The following is a 20,805-nucleotide window of genomic DNA, read 5'->3' on the forward strand; positions in this document are numbered from 1 at the left end:
TCGAGGCCTTCATCGCCTACTTCAACCGCACCCTCGCCAAGCCGTTCAAGTGGACCATGACCGGCAAGCCGCTCGCTGCGTGAGCGGCCGTCGAAATGGGGTTCGTTCTTCCGGCGAGGTGTACTAGAGCGTTTTCAGCCTGACTGGAAACGCTCCAGCTCATAATTTCACGAGCAATTTCATCGGCCTGAAATCGCTCCGCGATTTCCAGTCAGGCCGATATTGCTCTATCCTGTTCCAGCCGGGCTTCAGATCCATTTCCGCCAGCGGAACAGCACCAGCGGGATCAGCGTGGTGAGGATGATCAGCCCCCATCCCCAGGCATAGCCGTAGGCCCAGTCCAGCTCCGGCATCGACTTGAAGTTCATGCCGTAGACGCCGGCGATCAGCACCGGCGGAATGCCGACCACCGAGGCGACCGCCATGACTTTCATCACGTTGTTCTGGGCGATGTTGATGAAGCCCAGCGTCGCATCCAGCAGGAACTGCAGCTTCTCGTTCAGATGGGTATCGAAGTCGCTGACCGACACGATGTCCTGCCGCAGCGTCTTCAGCCGCGGCGTCAGCTCCTTGGGCAGCCAGTCCCTGATCATCGCCAGCACATAGGGCACGATCCGGGCAGCGCCGACCTGGGTTTCGCGCACGTGGGAAATCATGTCGCCGATGCGGCCGAGCTCGCCCAGGGTCCGCCGCAGCATGGCGTCCTCGTTCTTGCGGCCGCTGACCGGTCGCGTGCCCATGCCGAAGACGGCGTGGGAGATGGTGTCGAGCTCGCCGCGGACCTGTTCCAGCACGTCGGCCTGGCGGTCGACGATCGCTTCCATCAGGCCAACGAAGATATGGGCGCTGGCGGTGTGATGGTTCGGGCCGCGCGAGGGGTGCAAGGCGTAGGCGTCGATGATGCGGCTTTCGGCGAAGCGGACGGTGATCAGTCGCTGCGGGGCCAGGATGGACCCGACCGACACACTGCGCGGCCTGTCGCCGCTGACGCTGACCAGGGGCATGCTGAGATACAGCACGCCGTCCCGCATCGCCAGGCGGCTGGAGGTTTCGATCTCGCTGATATCGGCCTCGGTGGGAATTCGCAGGCCGGTCGCCTGCTCCACGCGGGCGATGATGTCGGGTGTGGCGGAGACCAGGTCGATCCAGACCGCGTCGCGCAGCCCGTCGGGCGAAACGGCATCCGGCGCGCGATGCAACTGGTCGTCGGTGCACAGGAATACGTTCAGCATCGCAAATCATCCTCCGGCTGGCGCGCGGCAACCGGAGATTCACGAATTCCGGGTGAAAAGGCCATCCCCGGCCGGATGAGGGCCGGGGGCGGCGCGTTACTCAGTTCTTCGCCTTGTCGACCAGCGCGTTCTTGCTGATCCAGGGCATCATGGCGCGCAGCTTCTCGCCGACTTTCTCGATCGGATGCTCGGACAGGCGGTGGCGGGTGGCCTTGAAGCTGGTCTGGTTGACCTTGTTCTCCAGCATCCAGTCGCGGGTGAAGCGGCCGGACTGGATGTCGGCCAGGACGCGCTTCATCTCCTGCTTGGTTTCTGCGGTGATGATGCGCGGGCCGCTGACATACTCGCCGTATTCCGCGGTGTTGCTGATCGAGTAGTTCATGTTGGCGATGCCGCCTTCATAAATCAGGTCGACGATCAGCTTCACTTCGTGCAGGCACTCGAAATAGGCCATCTCGGGGGCGTAGCCGGCTTCGACCAGGGTCTCGTAGCCGCCCTTGATCAGCTCGACCAGGCCGCCGCACAGCACCACCTGCTCGCCGAACAGGTCGGTTTCGCACTCTTCCTTGAAGGTGGTCTCGATCACGCCGGCGCGGCCGCCGCCGATGGCCGAGGCGTAGGACAGCGCGACCTCATGCGCGTTGCCCGAGGCGTTCTGCGCCACCGCCACCAGGCAGGGCACGCCGCCGCCGCGCTGGTATTCGCTGCGCACGGTGTGGCCGGGGCCTTTCGGCGCGATCATGAACACGTCGATGTCCGGGCGCGGGTCGATCAGGTTGAAGTGCACGTTCAGGCCGTGCGCGAAGGCCAGCGCCGCGCCGGGCTTCATGTTCGGGCCGAGCTTCTCGCGGTACAGGTCGCCCTGGCCCTCGTCGGGGGTCAGCACCATGACGACGTCGGCCCACTTGGCGGCGTCCGCCGGGTCCATGACCTTCAGGCCGGCGCCTTCCGCCTTGGCGACGCCGGCCGAGCCCGGGCGCAGGCCGATGGCAAGCTGCTTGACGCCGCTGTCCTTCAGGTTCAGCGCATGGGCGTGGCCCTGGCTGCCGTAACCGATGATGGCGACGTTCTTCCCCTTGATCAGGTTCACGTCGGCATCGCGATCGTAGTAGACGCGCATTCCGTTGTCCTTTCGCGATGTGACAAAAAAGTTCGCGGCTTATGACCGAAGCCGCGCGGTTTATCCAGCCGGCGTTTGTCCGGGCTGCATTGCAGGTGCCGGAGTGTCCGCCGCGGCGGCGATCAGGCGGCGCAGGCCGTCGCGCAGCTTGCCGAAGCTTGGAGACCGGTTGATATCCGGATTCATCAGCGGGCCGATGCGGTTGGCCCATTCGTGCTTCAGATCGCCAGGCCGGCGGCCTCCAGGTTTGCGAACGGCGGCCAGTCCGCCCGGGTGGAGCGCATCGGCGAGCATCTCCCAGGTGCCGCAGACCGCATCCTGTTCGTAGCGCTTGAGAACGGCCTTTTTGGCTCTCGGGTAGGCGGCCTGCAAAGCTTCAGGGTCCCCGAAATACCAGGCTTCGGTTTCCTCGATAGCCAGCCGGAACAGGGTCTTCGCGTCGGCACCGCGGGATGCGGCAACAGCACGCAGCTCTGCCAGGAAGGTGGCGCAGTCGCGATCGTCGGCGTCCAGCACAACGACCACTGCGTCGATCGACGCCGTTTTGGCGTGGGCGCGCAACATACCCGGAAGCTTGTTCAGCAGGGTACGCTTGGCCGGGTCACCATCTTTCATGCCTCGGGGAATGTGGCCGACGCAACGGCAGTCGGTGATCTGCCAGGTGTGAGGTTCGCCATTCCCTCCGATGAGCTTCGGCAGCAGATGTTCCAGCAGCGCCTTGCCGGAGCTGTCCTCGGTGATAACCTCGATGTGCATCGCTATCTCGGATCGAGGTAATCGCTGAACCAAAGCCCGCCCAGCGGCAGGCCCTCGGCGACCATGTTGCGAACGAGTTCGCTGTCCGAGGCGCGGCGGATCGTGGAGAATCCGTCGGCGCCCTTCTCCAGGATCCAGACTTCCTCGGGCGACAAGGCGTCTACGAAGTATGGCTGGTGCGTGGTGACGATGATCTGCGGAGCATTCTCGGCGCCCGTGGCGTGCGCCCGGAATTCCTGCGCAAGGGTTTCCAGCAGCTTTGGATACAGGCCGTTCTCGGGTTCCTCAATGCAGATCAGCGGCGGTGGCTCGGGATCTTCCAGCAGCAGCATGTAGGCGAACAGCTTCAGGGTGCCGTCGGACATTTGTTGCGCGAAGAACGGATCGACGAATCCTCGGTCGTTGAAGCGCAACAGAACGCGATTGTCCTCGGTAACCACCGATGCGATCTTTTCGATCCCGGGAATGCGGTTTGCGATACGGCGCAGAACCGACTGGAAGCGCGCCTTGTTGTCGCGTTCCATGAACTGGACCACGTTCCCGATGTTGTCGCCGCGCATATTCAGGTGGCGTTGCGGTCCAGCGACAGGCAGGCCGCGCGCGGCATCCGGCGTGAAGTAGGAAAGATACCAACCTTTCAGAAAGGCGCGAAAGCGGGCGATGTGTGGATGGTCGCGCAGAGCGCCGAGAGTCGCGACACCGAGCTGGCGCGTGTCGGTAAGTTGGACCGTGAGTAATCTGGCTTCCAGTCCGGACGGGTTGAACCCCGGCAAAACCACACCCTCGCCGCGAATTAGCCGCATGAGAGGGAGATACTCCTTACCGTCCTCTGCCAATCCTGGCTGCCAGAAAACCTCGGACTCCACGAAGGGACGGCCTGTTGAGTCGATATCAATTGCGAGGTTATAGGAAATCGGCCGCGCGCCGGCGGCTTCCCGATAGCAAACCTCAAAGCGGATCGGCTCCTGCACGCCCTGAGACCGCATGCGTTCGAAACCGCCACGCTGCTCTTTGTCGCAGGCAGCCTCGACCCCAATCGTCAGGCAATCGGCGAGAAAGCCGAACGCATCGAACAGCGTGCTCTTTCCCGATCCATTCTTCCCGATAACAGCGGTCAAAGGCGACAGAGGATCGCCTTCGCCTGCGGGCAGGAGGCGGCCAAGCGTGACGTCCCGAAGCGAGCGGTAGTTCTGAACCCGGAAACCCTCGATCAGCGCCACGCCCGCTCCTTTCCTCCAGCCCGTCCTAGCGGCCGAGTGACGGGGAAGCCTGTATCACCCGCGTGCCGCGGGCCAGCGCCGCGATGCCGCTGCGCGACACTTCCGACAGGCCGAGATCACGCATCAGCTCGATGAACGCGTCGATCTTGTCGGTAGCGCCGGTCAGCTCGAACACGTAGCTGCCCAGCGTGGTGTCCACCACCCGGGCGCGGAAACTGTCGGCGATGCGCATCGCCTCGACCCGCTGCTCGCCGGTGCCGACGACCTTCACCAGGGCCAGCTCCCGCGCCACGTGCGGGCCTTCCATGGTCAGGTCCGACACGCAGTGCACCGGCACCAGGCGGTCGAGCTGCGCCTTGATCTGCTCGATCACCATGGACGTGCCGGACGTCACGATGTTGATGCGGCTGTGCCGCCCCGCGGCATCCACCGGGGCCACGGTCAGGCTGTCGATGTTGTAGCCACGGCCGGAGAACAGGCCGATGACCCGCGCCAGGACGCCGGATTCATTGTCCACCAGGACCGAGATGGTCGCGCTGCGTTGGGTCGTGTCGGTGAGGCTGGGCATGGGAAGAACCGGAACAGCAAGAGAAAACGGGAATGCCGGGCGCGCGGGGTCATGCCCCGCCACGCCCGGTGGTGCAAGCGATAAGGTGCGATCAGACCAGGACCATGCCCGCGTCGGTCACGCCGGCGCCGGACGGCTCATGGTCCGGACCCAGCAGCATCTCGTTGTGCGCGGCGCCGCTGGGGATCATCGGGAAGCAGTTCTCCGCCTGATCCACGGCAATGTCGGCGATGACCGCGGTCGGGCAGTCGAGCATGGCATTGATCACGCCATCCAGTTCATCCACCGAGGTCGCCCGCATGCCGGTGGCATGGAACGACTCCGCCAGCTTGATGAAATCCGGCAGCGCGTTGGAGTAGGTCTCGGAATACCGGCTGCCATGCAGCAATTCCTGCCACTGCCGCACCATGCCCATGTACTGGTTGTTCAGGATGAACACCTTCACCGGCAGGCGGTACTGCGCCAGCGTGCCCATCTCCTGGATGTTCATCAGGATGGATGCCTCGCCGGCGATGTCGATTACCAGCGCGTCGGGATGCGCCAGTTGCACGCCCATCGCCGCCGGCAGGCCATAGCCCATGGTGCCCAGGCCGCCGGAGGTCATCCAGCGGTTCGGCTTCTCGAAGCCGAAGTGCTGCGCCGCCCACATCTGGTGCTGGCCGACCTCGGTGGTGATGAAGGTCTCCTTGCCGCGGGCCTTGGTGATCTCATACAGGCGCTTGATCGCGTATTGCGGCTTGATGATGCCGCCGGGCCGCATGTCCTGGTTGAACTTCAGGCTGTCCTTGCCCCGCCAGACATCGATCTGCCGCCACCACGTCGTCAGCGCCGCCTTGTCCGCCGGGGCATCGCTCGCCTGCCACGCCGCCAGCAGCGCGTTCAGCGCCTTGCCGGCATCCGCGACGATCGGCACGTCCACCGGGACGTTCTTGTTGATCGAGGAGCCGTCGATGTCGATGTGGATCTTCTTCGAGCCCTGGCTGAACGCATTCAGCCGCCCAGTGACGCGGTCGTCAAACCGCGCGCCGACGGCCAGCATGACGTCGCAGCCATGCATCGCCAGGTTGGCCTCATACGTCCCATGCATGCCCAGCATGCCGAGGAACTGCGGGTCGCTGGCCGGGAAGGTGCCCAGCCCCATCAGCGTGTTGGTGATCGGGAAGCCGGTGGCGCGGGCGAACGCGGCCAGCGCCTCCGACGCCTCCGGCCCGGCGTTCACCACGCCGCCGCCGGCGTAGATGATCGGCCGCTTCGCCTGCTTCAGCATCGCCACCGCCTGGGCGATTGCGCCGGCATCCGGCTCGGTACGCGGACGGTAGCTGACGTGCTGCACCGTCGGCTCGGTGTACGGCGCCTTGTTGATCACGATGTCCTTCGGCAGGTCGATCACCACCGGGCCGGGACGGCCGTGGCTGGCGACGTAGAACGCCTCGTGGACGATGCGCGCCAGGTCTTCCGAGCGCTTGACTAGGTAGTTGTGCTTGGTCGCCGGCCGGGTGATGCCGGTGGTGTCGGCCTCCTGGAACGCGTCGTTGCCGATGAGGTGCGTCGGCACCTGGCCGGTCAGGCAGACCAGCGGGACGCTGTCCATCAGCGCGTCGAGCAACCCGGTCACCGCATTGGTGGCGCCGGGGCCGGAGGTCACCAGCACGCAGCCGACGCGGCCGGTGGAGCGGGCATAGCCCTCGGCGGCATGCACCGCCGCCTGCTCATGCCGGACCAGGATGTGGCGGATGGCGTTCTGCTGGAACAGCGCGTCATAGATCGGGAGTACGGCCCCGCCGGGATAGCCGAAAATAACCTCTACGCCCTGGTCCTTGAGTGCGCGTAGAAGGATTTCTGCTCCCGTTTGAGTCCATTCCGCCGCCATACCTGGCTCCCGTTACTGAAAGAGGGCGGACGGTTATGCTGTCTGTACGTCCAGGTCAAGCCTCGTTTTCAATAAATGTCAACAAACTGGGGCGTTCTCTTTCCGAAAATTGCGCCAAATTGACAAATCGTGCATTAATCTTGCTCGTGCGGGTCTGGGGTGCAAGCACGTGATGACGGAACCACGTTGCCTGGCGCTTGGTGTACTGGCCAGTGACCAGTTCGGTGCGGCGTCCGGCTTCCTGTAGCGACAATTCGCCGCGCAGATAGCCCGACAGTTCCGGCACGCCATGCGCCCGCATCGCCGGCAGCGCGGGATCGAGGCCAAGCGCCAGCAACGCCCGCACCTCATCCACCGCGCCCTGCCGGATCATGGCGTCGAACCGGGTGGCGATGGCGGCGCGCAGGGCATCGCGCGGCGGGTCGAGCAGGACGGCGGCGAACCGCCACGGCGCCGGCGGCGAACGCTCGGCCTGCCAGGCGGCGAGGCCCCGTCCCGTGCCGCGCCAGACCTCCCAGGCGCGGGCGATGCGCTGGCTGTCCTCGGGGTTCAAACGTGCAGCGGTCGCGGGATCGACCCTGGCGAGGCTGGCATGCAGCGCCGCGGGCCCCTGCTCCGCCAGCAGGCGCCGGGCCTCGGCACGGGCGTCGGGACCGGGATCGGGGATTTCGGCCAGCCCATCGGTCAACGCCGCGAAATACATCCCCGACCCGCCGGTCAGGATCGGCAGGCGACCGGCCGCGCGGGCTTCCGCCATCGCCGCCAGGGCGGTTTCCCGCCACCAGGCGACGCTGCCGGCCTCGGCGGCCGGGCGAATGCCGTAGAGACGGTGCGGAACGAGAGCTTCTTCCTCTGGCGTCGGGCGGGCCGTCAGGACGCGCAGCTCGCTATACACCTGCATGGAATCGGTATTGATGATCGTCCCGCCCACAAGCTGCGCGATCGCCAGCGCCAGCGCGGATTTTCCGCTCGCCGTCGGGCCGGCGACGATCAGCGCCCTTGGCAGCCCCCGCGGCCGGTCAGCCATGGCCGCCAGACGATCAGAGGAACAGGCGATACGGAATCATCGCGCCGTTCTCGTCGCGGACGAAGAACTGCTTGCCGCTTTCGGTTTCTTCAATCAGCGCTTCGTACAGCCGCAGGGCGTTCTTGACGACCTCGGCGTAGGACGACGCTTCCGTCTTCAGCTTCAGCGCGTTGAGCCGTTCCACCGACCGCGGCGGCAGGTCGAACTGCACGCGGTTCTTCGGCACTTTCGGCCGGGCATCCGGCCGGTCCTCCGCCTGCGCGGCCACGGCGGCGGGGAGTGTCAGAGAGGCCATCGTGTATCCTTTCCCGCTGAACCAAAGTAATGCGACACCGTCACCCCAAGCATCGGTCCCGCCACCGCCCACACGACCTCGACCGCAAGATAGCTGCCGGTCGCCAGGCCGTAGGTTCCGGTCACCGCAACCGCACAGCCCGCACCGATGGCGATGGCACGGGACAGGAAGCCGCGGGTCCGGGCGTCGATGACATGGGCTTCCTCAAGCTCGAAGTCCCGGCCGATGCGTGGCCGGAACCGGGGTTCCGACGTCCGGGATCGTGTCCGTGGCGTATCCCACATCGCAGCTTGCTCCAGCAGAAGCCGGCGGCTTAGAGCAGGAGGCTGAACAAGCGGTTAACGGCACGGCGGAATCCCGGCTGCCAAAGCAAAATACTACATCATGAGGCCAATAGCAACCAATATATGAGGCAATTTTCCTCATATCCCGCAGCGCCCGCTCACGCATTTGCTTGCATGTGCAGCCCCCCGCTGTCAGGTTCCGCCCCGCCATGAACTACGTAACGACCATCGTCGCCCGGCGCGACGCTATCACCCTGACGCCCGCCATCATCAATCACATCCGCAACACTCTGCGTGGCGCGCCGCCGGTGATCCTGTCGCCGGGGGAGGCCGTGGACATCCCGCTCTCCACGCCGCCCGGGCCCGAACAGCTGGAGGCGGCGCTGGAGGGCAGGCCGATCGACGCGATCACGGTCAAGACCCGCGCGCGGCAGAAGGCGCTGCTGCTCGCCGACATGGACAGCACCATCGTCACCGGCGAGACGCTGGACGAACTCGCGGATTTCGCCGGCCTCGGCGCGCAGATCGCCGCCATCACCCGCCGCGCCATGAACGGCGAGCTGGACTTCAAGGAGGCGCTGCGGGAACGCGTCTCAATGCTGAAGGGGCTGAAAATCGACGCCCTGGAAAAAGCCTGGGAGCGCATTCACGTCACCCCCGGCGCGCGGGAACTGGTGGCGACGATGCGGGCGAGGGGCGCCCTGACCGCCCTGGTGTCCGGCGGCTTCTCCTTCTTCACCGGCAAGGTGGCGGCACAGCTTGGCTTCGAGGTGCACCGCTCGAACGTTCTGCTGGACGACGGCGCGGCGCTGATCGGCACGGTGCGGGAGCCGATCCTGGACCGCGACGCCAAGCTGTCGGCGCTGCACGAACTGGCCGCGCAACGGGGACTGAAGCTGTCGGCGACCCTGGCGGTCGGCGATGGCGCCAACGACCTGGACATGATCCGCGACGCCGGCCTCGGCGTGGCGTTCCATGCCAAGCCGATTGTCGCGCAGGCGGCGCGGACGAGGGTGGACCACGCCGACTTGCGCGCGCTGCTGTTCGCCCAGGGCTATCCGGCCTCGATCTTCGTCACCGGTTGAGGCCAATCGGCAGGGGGATGCGCCACCTGCGTGACAGGCGGCCTCAGCGCGTCGCGACGATGAACAGCCGGGGGAAGGGCAGCAGGACCGAACCGTCTGCCTGCGGCGGATAGGCCAGGGCGATCGCGTCCCGGTACTCCGCCAGGAAAGCGGCGGCTTCGGCGGTGTCGAGCGGGGCCAGGAATGGCCGCAGCCCGCTGCCCTTGAACCACTCGACCACCGCATCCGGGCCGTCGGCGAGCACATGATGATAAGTGGTCAGCCACACATCCACCCGTTCGGCCTGTGGCTTCAGCAGCGCATAGTAGTAAGCGGCGCCGAGCCGGGGCGTGCGCGAGGCGGCTGCACCGGCCAGCTTCTCCGCCCAGGGACCACGCGCCGCGACCTTCCGCATCAGGCAGTGCGCCGGCTCGTCAAGGTTGTCCGGCATCTGCACGGCCAAACAGCCGCCGGCTCCCAGCTTGCCGATCAGCCTTGGCATCAGCGTGCTGTGGCCTGGAACCCACTGCAGGACCGCGTTGGCCAGGATCAGGTCGTACGGACCGGGATCATTCCACGTGCTGATGTCGGCCAGATCGAACCGCAGATCCGGCAGCCGCTTGCGCGCGGCCTCGATCATGTCGGGCGAGCTGTCCAGGCCGGCGATTGCGGCACCCGGAAAGCGGGCGGCCAGCACCTCGGTGGAATTGCCCGGGCCGCACCCCAGGTCCACCATGCGTCCGCACTGCGCCGGGTCCACCGCATGCAGCAGGTCGCGGACGGGACGGGTGCGTTCTGCCTCGAACTGCGTGTATTGCCGGGCGGACCAGGTCATTGCTCCTCCGTCACGGGGTGTCTCGGCCATCTGCGCTTTAACGGCGGGGGTAGATGGCCGGGACGCGCCCGGCCATGACGGTGAGAGAACGGCCGCGGCGCCAAATCCTTCTCCAGCGGTCGTCCTATCCTGATACGCATGGGGACATGCCCGCCCATGACGAGGGGGCGGGAATCTCGCTCCACCCGCCGATGCCTTGACGCCTGAAGGCCGGTTCCGTCCTTCGTTAACCCGGCTGCTTGGTCTTCGACAGCGACAGCGGCACGTACTGCGTGCTGCCCTCCCGCTGGATCAGCATCAGCACGAACTTGCGGTCCGCCTTGCGCGCGGCATCGACCTGCTTCTGGATGTCGGCCGGGCTGGACACGTCACCCTGCTGCACCTCCATGATCACGTCGCCCGGCCGCAGGCCCCGATCCGCCGCCGCGGTGTTCGGGGCGACGTCGGTGATCACCACGCCCTTCTGGTCCGAATTAAGCTGGAACTTGTCCCGCAGGTCCTGGTTCAGCGGCGCGACCTTCAGCCCGAGGCCGCTGATGTCCGTCGTCTGCGTCGCATCCGGCTTGGCGCCCGAGTCAACTGCGGCAAGCTGCGTGTCCGCCGGCCGCTCGGCCAGCGTCGCGTCCAGCGTGATCTGCTTGCCGTCGCGCCACAGCACCACCGGAACCTGCTTGCCGACTTCGGAATCGGCGACGATGCGCGGCAGATTGTGCATCTCCTTCACGTCCTGGCCGCCGAACTTCAGGATGATGTCGCCGGCGTGGATCTTCGCCTTGTCGGCCGGGCCGCCATCGGTGACGCCGGCGACCATCGCCCCTTCGGCATCCTTCAGCCCCAGGCTTTCGGCGATATCCGGCGTCACCTGCTGGATCTTCACCCCCAGCCAGCCGCGCCGCGGGTGCCCGTACTCCTTCAACTGCATGACGATGATCTTCGCCATGTTCGACGGGATCGAGAAGCCAATGCCGATCGACCCGCCGGACGGCGAGAAGATCGCCGTGTTGATGCCGATGACCTGCCCGTCCATGTTGAACAGCGGCCCACCGGAGTTGCCGCGGTTGATCGCCGCGTCGGTCTGGATGAAGTCGTCGTACTGGCCCTGGTGGATGTCGCGTCCGCGGGCCGAGACGATGCCCGCCGTCACCGTGCCGCCCAGGCCGAACGGATTGCCGATGGCCAGCACCCAGTCGCCGACGCGCGACTGCGAGGAGTCACCGAACGCCACCGTCGGCAGCGGCTTGTCGGACTTCACCTTCAGCAGGGCGATGTCGCCGCTTTCGTCGCGCCCCACGATCGTGGCCTTCAGGGTGGTGTTGTCCTGCAGCGTGACGGAAACCTCGTCGGCGCCTTCGATGACGTGGTTGTTGGTGACGATGTAGCCGGACGGATCAATGATGAAGCCCGATCCGAGGCTCTGCGCCCGCCGCTCGGGCCGCGGCTGGTCGTTGCCGCCCCCGGGGCCGCCCTGGCCCTGGTGGTTGCGGTTGAGGAAGTCCTTGAAGAACTGCTCGAACGGCGAGCCGGGCGGGAACATCGGGATTTCCGGGCCGGCGCCGGGGCCGCCGTTCCTGGCGACAATGGTCTGGCTCGAGGAGACGTTGACCACCGCCGGCAGCAGCCTGGCGGCCAGGTCGGCGAAGCTGTCGGGCGCCGGACGGGCCGCGGCGGCGGGCACCAGCGGCAGGAACGGCAGCGGGGTCACCATCGCGAAGGAGACACCCAGCAAGGCAGCACGGGCAACGGTCGAGCGGAACAGGCGCATGATCAGGTTTCCTGGCGTATGGGCCGCATATGGTCCGGAAGGTCCGGGACGGCAACTTCTCTTGCAAAAGTCATGAACTGCAAATCTGCGATTCCTGTCGGGCGGCGTCAGGGACCGCACGGCCTGCGCGGCCCCTGCGCGACAGACGCTACTTGGGCGCGGCTGCCGGGGGCGCTTGCAGGTAGTGCAGATAGTCATTGTCCGGCGTCACCACGAGTCTGGCTGAACCGGTAGCAAAGATATCATGATATCCCTGTAAGGTGCGCCAGATCGAGAAAAATCCGGGGTCCTGGCCGAACGACTGGGCATAGATGCGGGTCGCCTCCGCCTCGCCCTCGCCACGCAGGTTGTCGGCCGTCGCGCGGGCGTCGGCCAGCAGCACGGTGCGGTCGCGCTCGGCGTCGGCACGGATGCGCAGGGAGGCTTCGGCGCCCTCGGCGCGGGCCTGGGCGGCGATGCGCTGACGCTCCGACTGCATCCGCGACAGGATCGCGTCCGTGTTCTCCTTCGGCAAATCGGCCCGCCGGATGCGCACGTCGATGATGGAAACGCCGAAGTTCTGCATCTCGGTGTTCACCTGCCCGCGGATCGCCGCCATGATCCGCTCGCGGTCCGCCGACAGCACGTCGAGCAGCTTGTGGTTGCCCATGACGCGCCGCAGGCTGCCGGTGACGACCGAGTTCAGCCGCCCGCGGATATTCTCCGAAACCGGGCCGATGGCCTGGTAGAAACGCAGCGGGTCGCTGATGCGGAACACCGTGACGGCATCGACGATCAGGCGCCGCTGGTCGCCCAGGATCACCTCCTCGCCGGGTAGCTCGACGGCCTGCAGGCGACGGTCGAAGGGAATGATGTCCTGGATGATGGGCAGCTTGACGTGCAGGCCGGGCTGCTCAATCGGGCGCACCACCTCGCCGAACTGCACCACCAGCACCTGCTCGGTCTGCGACACCGTGAACAGGCTGCCGGCGGCGAGGATGATCACGATCACCAGGGCGGCAATGCCGGGGATGATGACGCGGTTCATTGAATGCCTCCCGCGCTGGCGGCCGCGGCGGGTGCCGGCGCTGCGCCGGGTGTTGCCCTGGGCGTGGCCTTGAGCGGGGGCGGAATGCTCAGCGGCAGGAAGGGCACCAGGCCCTTCAGCTTGTCATCCACCACCAGGGTCTGGCTGTGACTCAGGACATCCTTCATCGTGTCCAGGTACATGCGCCGCAGCGTCACGTCCTTCGCCGTCTCGTAGGCTTTCAGCACGCTGTTGAAGCGCTGCGTCTCGCCGGTGGCCTGCGCCACCGTGGCGGCCTTGGCGGCCTGGCCTTCGGCGACGACGCGCGCGGCGTCGCCGCGGGCGCGCGGGACGATGTCGTTGCGGTAGGCCTCGGCCTCGTTGCGCATGCGCTCGGCGTCGGTGTTGGCCCGCTGCACGTCGCGGAAGCTCTCGATGACCGCCGCCGGCGGATCGACCTTCTGCAACTGCACCTGGGTGATCTCCACGCCGGCCTTGTAGCGGTCGAGGATCTCCTGCGTCTGCTTCCGGACGTCGGATTCGATCTGGGCGCGCAACTGGGTCAGCGCCGGCTGGATCGGGGTGCGGCCGATGACCTCGCGGATCGAGCTTTCGGCGATGGCGCGGACCAGGCCCTCGGGGTTGGCGGTATTGAACAGGAAGGCGGCCGCGTCGCTGATCCGCCAGAACACGGTCAGGTCGATGTCGATGATGTTCTCGTCGCCGGTCAGCATCTGGCTTTCGGCCAGCACGTCGCCGCCGGGTTCGAGCGCAGTGCCGGAGCGGAAGCCGATCTCGGTGCGGTTGATACGGGTGACGGTGGGCTGGGACACGGTTTCGATCGGCCAGGGCAGGTGCCAGTGCAGGCCGGGGGGCGTCCAGTAGCTGTAGGCGCCGAAGCGCATTACCACGCCTTCCTCGTCGGGCTGCACGAGATAGAAGCCGCTGCCCACCCAAAGGGCGGCGAGCAGCAGCAGGATCAGGCCGATGCCGCGTCCGCTGACGAAGTACCCGAACAGTCCGCCGGGCCCGCCACCCGGGGAGCCGCCGCGGCCGCCGCCGAACCCGCCGCCCAGGATGCCACGGATGAATGCCTGCGCCTGGTCGATCAGCTTGTCGAGGTCGGGTCCGCCGCCGGGCCCGCCGCCGAACGGGCCGCCGGGACCACTGCCGAAGGGGCCGCCGCCGAACGGTCCGCCACCGAACGGCCCGCCGCCGCCCTGGCCGCCGCCCCCTTGGCCGCCGCCTCCTTGGCTGCCTACTTGGCTGCCTGGCCGCTGGTCGCGCTCGGGCCCGCCGTCCGATGAGCCGCCCGATTGCCCGCCTGATTGCTCGCCTGGCCTGCGCGACCCGCGATCATCGCCGCTGCCCCAGGGACCCGGGATTGGCTTGCCGGATGGCTTGTTGTCGCCGTCGCCGCCTGAAGACCCTGGCGGATTGCCCCATGGACCGGAACCGCCGCTATTCCAAGGCATGCTGAACGAAGGCTCCTGTAAAACCGCCCGGCGCGCGAGCCGTTGGCGGAAGCGGTGTTATGCGCCATATCCGTCTGGACAGGCGCTCGCGACGTGGTGCTTATCCGCTGGCCGTGTCATCTTTGCAAGATAAAGGGTTTGTTCAACCATGGCCGAGATTTCACAGGAAGCCCTGCGCGCGGCATTGTGCGCGGTCAAGGACCCGGCCTCCGGACAGGACATCGTGTCCGCCGGCCTGCTGGAGAGCATCGAGGTGCGGGACAGCCTGGTACAGGCGACCCTGCTGACCGATCGCGCCCACGCCGCGGCCATGGAGCCGGTGCGGCGTGAAGCCGAGGCCGTGCTGTGTGGCCAGCCGGGCGTGACCAACGCCACCGTGATCCTGACCGCGCACCGGCCGCAACCGGCGGCGCCCGCCGCGGGTCGTGGTCCTGCCGCGCCGGCGGCGAAACATGCGCCTGCCGCGAAGCCGGCGCTGCTGCCGGAGGTGAAGGCGATCGTCGCCGTGGCATCGGGCAAGGGCGGCGTCGGCAAATCCACCGTTGCGGTGAACCTGGCGGTGTCGCTGGCCCGCCAGGGCCACACCGTCGGCTTGCTCGACGCCGACATCTACGGTCCCAGCCTGCCGCGGATGCTCGGTCTGAACCGCAAGCCGGAGGTGCGCGGCGACCGGATGATCCCGCTGCAGGCCTGGGGCCTGTCCTGCATGTCCATCGGCTTCCTGGTGGACGAGGAGACGCCGATGATCTGGCGCGGCCCGATGGTGATGGGCGCGCTGGAGCAGATGATGGGGCAGGTGGCCTGGGGAAAGCTGGACATCCTGGTGGTGGACATGCCGCCCGGCACCGGCGACGCGCAGCTGACCATGGCGCAGCGGGTGGCGCTGACCGGCGCGGTGATCGTCTCCACGCCGCAGGACATCGCCCTGATCGACGCCCGCCGCGGCGTGCGGATGTTCGAGAAGACCCAGGTGCCGGTGCTGGGCCTGGTGGAGAACATGAGCTTCTTCTGCTGCCCGAACTGCGGCCACCGCTCCGACATCTTCGGCCACGGCGGGGCGAAGGCCGAGGCGGCGCGGCTGGGCACCGAGTTCCTGGGCGAGATCCCCCTGCTGCTGGATATCCGCACGGCCGCCGACGCCGGCCAGCCGATCGCCGCCGCGGCGCCGGACAGCGAGGCGGCGAAAGCCTATGACGCGCTGGCCAGGCGGGTGTGGGACAAAGTGTCCGGCGCGGCGGTGCGCAGCGGGCCGCGGATTGTCATCGAGTGATCGCCGCGCCTGTGGTATCTGTTCAGGTCATGCCAGACGATCCGGATTCGGGCCAGTACAAGCGGGACTTCATCACCTGGGCCATGAGCCAGGCCCAGGCGCTGCGGGCGATGCGCGGCGTGACGCTGAACCGCGAGGAGCGCTCGACCGACCTGCTGCGCGCGATCGACTGGGACCATCTGGCGGCCGAGATCGAAGGCCTCGCCCACAGGCAGCGCCAGGACCTGGCGCATGGCCTGGGCGTCGTCGTCGAGCACCTCGTCCGGCTTGAGTTCAGCCCGGCGTGGGAGCCGCGCGCCGATTGGATCGCCACGCTGCGGGCGGAGCGCGATCGCGCGGCAGCGATCCTGCGCCAGAGCCCGTCGCTGCGGCCGGAGGTGGCGGCCATGATGCAGACCGGCAATGATGAGGCCGTCAGCGTTGCCGCCGACTGGCTGGAACGGCAGGGCGCCACGGCCGAGGCGATGGAGGCCCGGATGCGGCGCTTCGGCACGGGTTATCATCCGGATCAGGTGCTTGGCGCCTGGATCCCGATCCCGTCGGCGGGCTAGAACTGCCCATCAGAGATTCAGCCTCCGTTCCCCCCAGCCATTGCGAATCTTGGCAGGCCGAAAGGCAAAGGACGCTGCGTAACGGTCTGGTGGGGTCGCGTCTGCCAGCGAGCGGTGGCTGGGTTGAAAGCAGTGCAAGGCGGGTCAAGGCGACGGCGGCGTGTGGATTGGCTACCGGCTTTAGCACGGAGTGAACGAAGGACCGCCGAGGGCCACGAAGGGTGTGAACGAGTCAGGAGATGAAACGCCGCAGGCCGTCCTGCGGGCGGGTAGCGTTGAAATCCATCAGCAGCCCAATGCGGATGTAGCTCATGCGCAGGTAAGTCAGGACCCGGGCGTCGTGCGCCGGCAGCAGCGTGGCGGCGGACAAGGCAGCGCTAAGGCGTGCTTCAATGAAGCCCAATGCCCTGAGAACGAACACCGGCGTCCGCTACCAGGATGCCGGCGCGGAAGCCGAGCGACAGCGGCTGGCCTTGATACATCACAGGCAGCCCGGCCTCCCGCTGGAACGGAATGCCGGCTTGCGCCAGTTCATCGCACAGGCGGGCGGCATACGCAGATCCGAGCAGGCCCAGGCCGATGGTGCGATGAACATCAATCGCCAGCCCAATGACGCGGCTGGTCATGTCCCGGGATGCCAGCAAGGTCCGGTCTCCGTGGTCCTTTGTGGCCCTCCGCTTTCTCCGTGTTAAAAATTACGGAAGGACGAACAGGCACGGACGGTGCCGGGTGGCGTCGGTCCACACGCCGCAGACAGCCCCCATCCCCCAGCCCATGCCAACCGCGGCGCCCCGAAAGACAGAAGGCCTTTCCCCACGTCCAATAGCAGCGGCAATCCCGGCGACCGATACTGGTGGGTCACTTGGCTCGGAACAAGCCATACTGTGCCCGGCTGCTCGCTTCCCGCAGTTGCCGCCGGGACATCAATTGCCTCAACCAGGCTGGCACAGTCCAAGCCAGGTGACCCGCTAGCGGTCCTTGTCCGCACCTCGCCTCTCGGCGCGCCTGGTCAGCGCCTCGGCTTGCGCGTCGCCAAGCACCGCAGACTTCTGGTACCACGCCATTGCCCGGGCCAGATCGGGCCTTACGCCCTGCGCCGCGCCGAGCGAGAGGTATTCGGGATCGTAGGTCCGTCCCATCGCCAGCGCGGCGCGTGCGCTGCCTGCCTCGGCGGCGCGCTGGAACAGTAGCCGCGCGGCGGCGAGGTCGCCTAGCGCGACGAACTCCTCGCCGCGTTTCAGCAGGGCCGCCATCACGTCGGGCGGCAGGGTTTCCGGCGTCCTGGCCCGCGGCGGAGGCGCCGCTGCCGACGCATGCGTGCCGGGCGACGCCGGTGGCTGCACCTGCGCCGGTGAGGGCGTCGCCGCCGGCTGACCGTGGCGGTCGGACAGGGCCTTGAACAGGAACGTCGCCATGCCGACGGCAAGCAGCGCGATGGCGACGGCAGACAGGATACGCGCTGCGAGGCTGGCCTGGACCGCCGCCGCTGGCCTGGGCTGGTGGCCAATGGGCCTGGCGGTGGCGGCAACGGTCCTGGCGGTGATGCGGACATCGCCGCGCACGAAGCCGGCGGTGAACGCCGCCTCCATCTGGCGATTGATGGCGCCGGGCAGGCCACCTGACCGGGCGATGATCTGCCGCAACGCATCTGGCGCGATCAGCCGACGGGTCGTCCCACCGGACATCCACAGCAGCCGCTCGATATACTGCCGGGACTCCGACAAGCCGATCGGCGACAGCCGCACCGAGGTCCGTGCGAGGCCGGCAAGTTCGCCGAACTCCGGCCGCGGCGGCGCCGCGGCAATGTCGGCCGTGCTGGTCGCGACGACGGCAATGCCGCTTGCCTCGGTGGAGGGCTGCAGCAGCCGCAGCAGCAATTGCAGGGCGTCCGGCGGCAGCAGGTCGACGTCGTCGAGCAGCAAAGCCTTGCGCGGCGGTGACAGGATGGCGTGAACCGGCTCGACGGCTGTCGCCTCCGGATCGGCCCCGCCGGGCAGCGCCGCGGTGAAAGCCGCAAGCGTCACCCGGCCGTTTGGCGGGCGCATGACCCGGATCACCGGCATGCCCGATTCGGCGGCGACGTCGCCGGCGGCACGCAGCGTCTCGGTCTTGCCGACGCCCTCCGCGCCAAGCAGCAGGATAAGGCCGCTGCCGTTCATCATATGGTCGACCAGCAACTCGAAGCAGCGCCGGTGGGACGCGAACAGGATATAATTGGCGGCGTCGGCGTCCTTGCCGAAGGGCGGCTTCGACAGTCCATACAGGTCGAGATAGCTCGCCGGCGCAGCCGCATCGGTGGGCGGGGCTGCCGCCTTCGGCGCGGCTGTCATCAAACCTGATGGTCGGCGCATATCACAACCTGCGTAGCTGTGCGGTCTTGAGCACAAATCCGCACTGCTGGCAGCCTGTCAGCTTAATGATCACGCCGACGTGAATTAGCGGAAGGCGACACGCCGGCCGATGCGGTGCCCGCCATAGGCGCCGTCCCGCCGCACCACCGCCTCGATGCCGATCTGGTTTGGTGCCAGCACCAGGCTTGCCGTCCCGCGCTCGGCCAGGCGGCCGCGTTCAGCCCGTGCCGCCGCCTGACACGCGGGGCCGATCGGTATCCGGCGGGCTGTGCAGGGCAGGATTGACGACCTCGCCCTGGTTCAGCGCCTGCACCGCGTCGTCGGGTTCCGGGCCGCCGGGTTCGAGCGACCGGATGCTCCTGCCGCAGCGTGCCAGTCGCAGCGCGAGGCTCATGCCGGCCCGCCGCCGGCGATGCGGACGTCCGCCCGCAGCGCGGCGCTCTGAGCGACGTCGTCAGCGCTGTCGATTATCGCGTGCCTCCCGGACGGGCGGCCAGGCCGGCGCGCCCGGGCTGGCATCCCGCGGCGCCAGCGTCGCATACAGCGATCCGATCGAGCGCGCGAACGCCTCCATGGTGAAAAGCCGCTCATACAAAGCGGAGCCCGCAGCGGCGATGCGGCGGCCGGTGGCGGGCTGGTCGATCAATTCCACGATCGCCGCGGCAATGCCGCTGACGTCACCGGGCGAAACGAACAGCGCGGTTTCGTGATCGGCCAGCACTTCCGGAATCGAGCCGACGGGCGTGCAGATCACCGGCGTGGCGGAGGCCAGCGCCTCCAGGATGACCAGCGGCAGGCCCTCGTCATAGGCCGGCAGGATCAGCGCGTCGGCATTGACCATCAGGTCGCGGGCTGCCTCCTGGCTGACCCAGCCGGTGAACCGAAGCCGATCGGCGATGCCGAGTTGCTGCGCGAGGGCGCGGCACTGCTCGACGGGGCCGCCGCCGGCCATCGTCAGCTCGATGTTGCGGGACCGAAGCGACGGCGTGGCGAACGCCTGCAGCAGGTCCTTCACGCCCTTCCGTTCCAGCAGGTTGCCGACGAACAGCAGGCGGAACCGCCCATCCCTTGGCACCGTTCGCGGCCGCGGCGCCGTGGCCGGGACGCCATTGTAGATCACGCTGATGCGGTTCGCCCTGATATCGAAGGTATCCGCCACCCAGCGGCGCCAGACCTCTCCCAGGACAACGCAATGATCCGCCGCGTGGAACATCCAGCGCATCAGCATTCTTCTTGCCGGTCCCACCGAGGCGTGGAACTGCACGATCTGCGCCGCATGCAGGTGCAGCAGCACGCGCCCGCCGGAAAGTTTGGCTACCGCCAGCAGCACGGCCTTGCGATAGACGCTGCCGCGTTCGGCCAGGTTCAGATGCACGACCGCCAGGCGTCCGCGCATGGCCTCCAGGACAATGCGCCCGACCGCGGCGGCCAGGAACAGCGGCGAGAAGGCGATATGGCCGCCGCCGCGCGACTCCAGCCGCTTGAGGTCGAAACGATCCAGCGGATCGTGTTGCTGCGAGGCGAGATAGTCCATGATGCTGCCCATGCCGCCGCCAATCTGGCCATAGGGGCAGACAAGGAAGACTGTCCGGCGGTTGCTCATGCCAGGCTGAACTCCGCATGCGGCTGGGATCGGGCGCCGCCGCGCAGCCAGCGCGCCGCGGCCGCGATCATCGCATCCGGCCGCCTCCGCGGCATCGCCGGCGCCTGGACCATGGTCCTGTCGCTGCCGGCCGTGCCGGTCACCACATGATCGAGGTCGCGCAAGGCTGCCCGCAACGCGGTCGGATCGATCGCATTCCAGGCGATGCCGTTCGCGCCGGGACGGCGGCATGCGGCAACTGGCCGACAGGTGGTGGCGGCGGACAAGGCAGCGTCAAGGCGTGCTCCGATAAAGCCCGATGCTCCGGGAACGAGCACCGGCTTCCGGGAGGAGTCGAGCGAATCGGCCATGGATTATCCAGGTGCTGGAAGCGTGGAAACAGGGCGCCTGAAGCGAAGGCGGAGAAGTCAAGGCTATTCGATGGCAGAATGAAAAATCCGGCCAACAATCCCGCTAAAGAACCGGCACAGTATAATCGTCACCACCGCACCAGCGGCATCAAAAGCGATCGATCGG

Annotated in this window: 22 protein-coding genes; 3 read left to right on the forward strand and 19 right to left on the reverse strand. The window is 67.4% G+C overall.

Annotated elements, in window-relative coordinates; translation table 11 throughout:
- Window positions 1–248 precede the first annotated feature (248 nt).
- From CCS01_RS32040 to CCS01_RS32080, 9 genes are all read right to left on the reverse strand, one after another.
- The gene (locus tag CCS01_RS32040; RefSeq protein WP_104523313.1) at window positions 249–1,232 is read right to left on the reverse strand and encodes a magnesium transporter CorA family protein; all 984 of its coding nucleotides are present in this window, start codon (window positions 1,230–1,232) and stop codon (window positions 249–251) included.
- A gap of 100 nt (window positions 1,233–1,332) precedes the next feature.
- On the reverse strand, window positions 1,333–2,352 hold the full coding sequence (gene ilvC / locus CCS01_RS32045; protein ID WP_104523315.1) for a ketol-acid reductoisomerase: 1,020 nt from the start codon (window positions 2,350–2,352) through the stop codon (window positions 1,333–1,335).
- Between the two features lie 60 nt (window positions 2,353–2,412).
- On the reverse strand, window positions 2,413–3,108 hold the full coding sequence (locus CCS01_RS32050) for a DUF4276 family protein (RefSeq protein WP_104523317.1): 696 nt from the start codon (window positions 3,106–3,108) through the stop codon (window positions 2,413–2,415).
- 2 nt (window positions 3,109–3,110) lie between these two features.
- On the reverse strand, window positions 3,111–4,328 hold the full coding sequence (locus tag CCS01_RS32055; RefSeq protein ID WP_104523319.1) for an AAA family ATPase: 1,218 nt from the start codon (window positions 4,326–4,328) through the stop codon (window positions 3,111–3,113).
- A gap of 25 nt (window positions 4,329–4,353) precedes the next feature.
- Window positions 4,354–4,896, reverse strand: coding sequence for an acetolactate synthase small subunit (gene ilvN / locus CCS01_RS32060; RefSeq protein ID WP_104523321.1), 543 nt, complete (start codon window positions 4,894–4,896; stop codon window positions 4,354–4,356).
- Between the two features lie 91 nt (window positions 4,897–4,987).
- Complete coding sequence (locus CCS01_RS32065) at window positions 4,988–6,766, reverse strand: acetolactate synthase 3 large subunit (protein ID WP_104523323.1); 1,779 nt, start codon at window positions 6,764–6,766, stop codon at window positions 4,988–4,990.
- A 55-nt stretch (window positions 6,767–6,821) separates the two neighbouring features.
- The gene (miaA, locus tag CCS01_RS32070; protein ID WP_104523325.1) at window positions 6,822–7,793 is read right to left on the reverse strand and encodes a tRNA (adenosine(37)-N6)-dimethylallyltransferase MiaA; all 972 of its coding nucleotides are present in this window, start codon (window positions 7,791–7,793) and stop codon (window positions 6,822–6,824) included.
- Window positions 7,794–7,806: 13 nt separating this feature from the next.
- Window positions 7,807–8,088 carry a hypothetical protein gene (locus tag CCS01_RS32075; RefSeq protein WP_204848499.1) on the reverse strand — a complete coding sequence of 94 codons (282 nt, stop codon included), beginning with the start codon at window positions 8,086–8,088 and terminating at the stop codon, window positions 7,807–7,809.
- Window positions 8,076–8,372, reverse strand: a complete 297-nt coding sequence (locus CCS01_RS32080) for a hypothetical protein (protein WP_104523327.1) — start codon at window positions 8,370–8,372, stop codon at window positions 8,076–8,078. The genes CCS01_RS32075 and CCS01_RS32080 overlap by 13 nt, the downstream gene beginning before the upstream one ends.
- Window positions 8,373–8,581: 209 nt before the next feature.
- Between CCS01_RS32080 and serB the strand changes: the two genes are divergently transcribed.
- Window positions 8,582–9,457: a phosphoserine phosphatase SerB gene (serB, locus tag CCS01_RS32085; protein ID WP_104523329.1), complete on the forward strand. Its 876-nt coding sequence runs from the start codon at window positions 8,582–8,584 to the stop codon at window positions 9,455–9,457.
- Between the two features lie 43 nt (window positions 9,458–9,500).
- Here the strand turns inward: serB and tam are convergent, their stop codons facing one another.
- The 4 genes from tam to hflK all read right to left on the reverse strand — a co-directional run bounded on the left by tam (window position 9,501) and on the right by hflK (window position 14,514).
- Window positions 9,501–10,271 carry a trans-aconitate 2-methyltransferase gene (tam, locus tag CCS01_RS32090; RefSeq protein WP_104523331.1) on the reverse strand — a complete coding sequence of 257 codons (771 nt, stop codon included), beginning with the start codon at window positions 10,269–10,271 and terminating at the stop codon, window positions 9,501–9,503.
- A gap of 226 nt (window positions 10,272–10,497) precedes the next feature.
- On the reverse strand, window positions 10,498–12,033 hold the full coding sequence (locus CCS01_RS32095) for a DegQ family serine endoprotease (RefSeq protein ID WP_104523333.1): 1,536 nt from the start codon (window positions 12,031–12,033) through the stop codon (window positions 10,498–10,500).
- Between the two features lie 148 nt (window positions 12,034–12,181).
- Entirely contained in the window at window positions 12,182–13,060 is an 879-nt protein-coding gene (gene hflC / locus CCS01_RS32100; protein ID WP_104523335.1) for a protease modulator HflC, read from the reverse strand.
- Window positions 13,057–14,514 carry an FtsH protease activity modulator HflK gene (hflK, locus tag CCS01_RS32105; protein WP_104523337.1) on the reverse strand — a complete coding sequence of 486 codons (1,458 nt, stop codon included), beginning with the start codon at window positions 14,512–14,514 and terminating at the stop codon, window positions 13,057–13,059. Before hflK ends, hflC begins: the two co-directional genes overlap by 4 nt.
- A gap of 148 nt (window positions 14,515–14,662) precedes the next feature.
- On the opposite strand from hflK, the gene CCS01_RS32110 reads away from it, so the two are divergent.
- Window positions 14,663–15,784: an Mrp/NBP35 family ATP-binding protein gene (locus tag CCS01_RS32110; protein WP_104523339.1), complete on the forward strand. Its 1,122-nt coding sequence runs from the start codon at window positions 14,663–14,665 to the stop codon at window positions 15,782–15,784.
- A 29-nt stretch (window positions 15,785–15,813) separates the two neighbouring features.
- Window positions 15,814–16,335 (forward strand): DUF29 family protein, encoded by a 522-nt coding sequence (locus CCS01_RS32115; protein ID WP_146102067.1) that lies wholly within the window; start codon window positions 15,814–15,816, stop codon window positions 16,333–16,335.
- Window positions 16,336–16,567: 232 nt separating this feature from the next.
- Here CCS01_RS32115 and CCS01_RS35850 read toward each other — a convergent pair whose 3' ends face one another.
- The 6 genes from CCS01_RS35850 to CCS01_RS34115 form a co-directional block, all read right to left on the reverse strand.
- Window positions 16,568–16,705: a GxxExxY protein gene (locus tag CCS01_RS35850; protein ID WP_158258726.1), complete on the reverse strand. Its 138-nt coding sequence runs from the start codon at window positions 16,703–16,705 to the stop codon at window positions 16,568–16,570.
- Between the two features lie 19 nt (window positions 16,706–16,724).
- A complete protein-coding gene (locus CCS01_RS35855; protein WP_146102068.1) occupies window positions 16,725–16,979 on the reverse strand; it encodes a GxxExxY protein in 255 nt (84 codons plus the stop codon).
- A gap of 324 nt (window positions 16,980–17,303) precedes the next feature.
- The gene (locus CCS01_RS32130) at window positions 17,304–18,665 is read right to left on the reverse strand and encodes a hypothetical protein (RefSeq protein WP_104523347.1); all 1,362 of its coding nucleotides are present in this window, start codon (window positions 18,663–18,665) and stop codon (window positions 17,304–17,306) included.
- Window positions 18,666–18,903: 238 nt separating this feature from the next.
- Entirely contained in the window at window positions 18,904–19,080 is a 177-nt protein-coding gene (locus tag CCS01_RS34110) for a hypothetical protein (RefSeq protein WP_158258727.1), read from the reverse strand.
- A 60-nt stretch (window positions 19,081–19,140) separates the two neighbouring features.
- Window positions 19,141–20,289: a glycosyltransferase family 4 protein gene (locus CCS01_RS32135; RefSeq protein WP_158258728.1), complete on the reverse strand. Its 1,149-nt coding sequence runs from the start codon at window positions 20,287–20,289 to the stop codon at window positions 19,141–19,143.
- A complete protein-coding gene (locus tag CCS01_RS34115) occupies window positions 20,286–20,639 on the reverse strand; it encodes a hypothetical protein (protein WP_158258729.1) in 354 nt (117 codons plus the stop codon). Before CCS01_RS34115 ends, CCS01_RS32135 begins: the two co-directional genes overlap by 4 nt.
- Window positions 20,640–20,805: the final 166 nt, after the last annotated feature.

Source organism: Rhodopila globiformis, from assembly GCF_002937115.1.
GTDB classification, from domain to species: Bacteria; Pseudomonadota; Alphaproteobacteria; order Acetobacterales; family Acetobacteraceae; genus Rhodopila; species Rhodopila globiformis.

Excerpts from the sequence above, each read along its gene's own strand:
- CCS01_RS32040 (WP_104523313.1), bottom strand. The coding sequence starts at position 1,232 with ATGCTGAACGTATTCCTGTGCACCGACGACCAGTTGCATCGCGCGCCG.
- ilvC (WP_104523315.1), bottom strand. The coding sequence starts at position 2,352 with ATGCGCGTCTACTACGATCGCGATGCCGACGTGAACCTGATCAAGGGG.
- CCS01_RS32050 (WP_104523317.1), bottom strand. The coding sequence starts at position 3,108 with ATGCACATCGAGGTTATCACCGAGGACAGCTCCGGCAAGGCGCTGCTG.
- ilvN (WP_104523321.1), bottom strand. The coding sequence starts at position 4,896 with ATGCCCAGCCTCACCGACACGACCCAACGCAGCGCGACCATCTCGGTC.
- CCS01_RS32065 (WP_104523323.1), bottom strand. The coding sequence starts at position 6,766 with ATGGCGGCGGAATGGACTCAAACGGGAGCAGAAATCCTTCTACGCGCA.
- miaA (WP_104523325.1), bottom strand. The coding sequence starts at position 7,793 with ATGGCTGACCGGCCGCGGGGGCTGCCAAGGGCGCTGATCGTCGCCGGC.
- CCS01_RS32075 (WP_204848499.1), bottom strand. The coding sequence starts at position 8,088 with ATGGCCTCTCTGACACTCCCCGCCGCCGTGGCCGCGCAGGCGGAGGAC.
- CCS01_RS32080 (WP_104523327.1), bottom strand. The coding sequence starts at position 8,372 with ATGTGGGATACGCCACGGACACGATCCCGGACGTCGGAACCCCGGTTC.
- serB (WP_104523329.1), top strand. The coding sequence starts at position 8,582 with ATGAACTACGTAACGACCATCGTCGCCCGGCGCGACGCTATCACCCTG.
- tam (WP_104523331.1), bottom strand. The coding sequence starts at position 10,271 with ATGACCTGGTCCGCCCGGCAATACACGCAGTTCGAGGCAGAACGCACC.
- CCS01_RS32095 (WP_104523333.1), bottom strand. The coding sequence starts at position 12,033 with ATGCGCCTGTTCCGCTCGACCGTTGCCCGTGCTGCCTTGCTGGGTGTC.
- hflC (WP_104523335.1), bottom strand. The coding sequence starts at position 13,060 with ATGAACCGCGTCATCATCCCCGGCATTGCCGCCCTGGTGATCGTGATC.
- hflK (WP_104523337.1), bottom strand. The coding sequence starts at position 14,514 with ATGCCTTGGAATAGCGGCGGTTCCGGTCCATGGGGCAATCCGCCAGGG.
- CCS01_RS32110 (WP_104523339.1), top strand. The coding sequence starts at position 14,663 with ATGGCCGAGATTTCACAGGAAGCCCTGCGCGCGGCATTGTGCGCGGTC.
- CCS01_RS32115 (WP_146102067.1), top strand. The coding sequence starts at position 15,814 with ATGCCAGACGATCCGGATTCGGGCCAGTACAAGCGGGACTTCATCACC.
- CCS01_RS32130 (WP_104523347.1), bottom strand. The coding sequence starts at position 18,665 with ATGACAGCCGCGCCGAAGGCGGCAGCCCCGCCCACCGATGCGGCTGCG.
- CCS01_RS34110 (WP_158258727.1), bottom strand. The coding sequence starts at position 19,080 with ATGAGCCTCGCGCTGCGACTGGCACGCTGCGGCAGGAGCATCCGGTCG.
- CCS01_RS32135 (WP_158258728.1), bottom strand. The coding sequence starts at position 20,289 with ATGAGCAACCGCCGGACAGTCTTCCTTGTCTGCCCCTATGGCCAGATT.
- CCS01_RS34115 (WP_158258729.1), bottom strand. The coding sequence starts at position 20,639 with ATGGCCGATTCGCTCGACTCCTCCCGGAAGCCGGTGCTCGTTCCCGGA.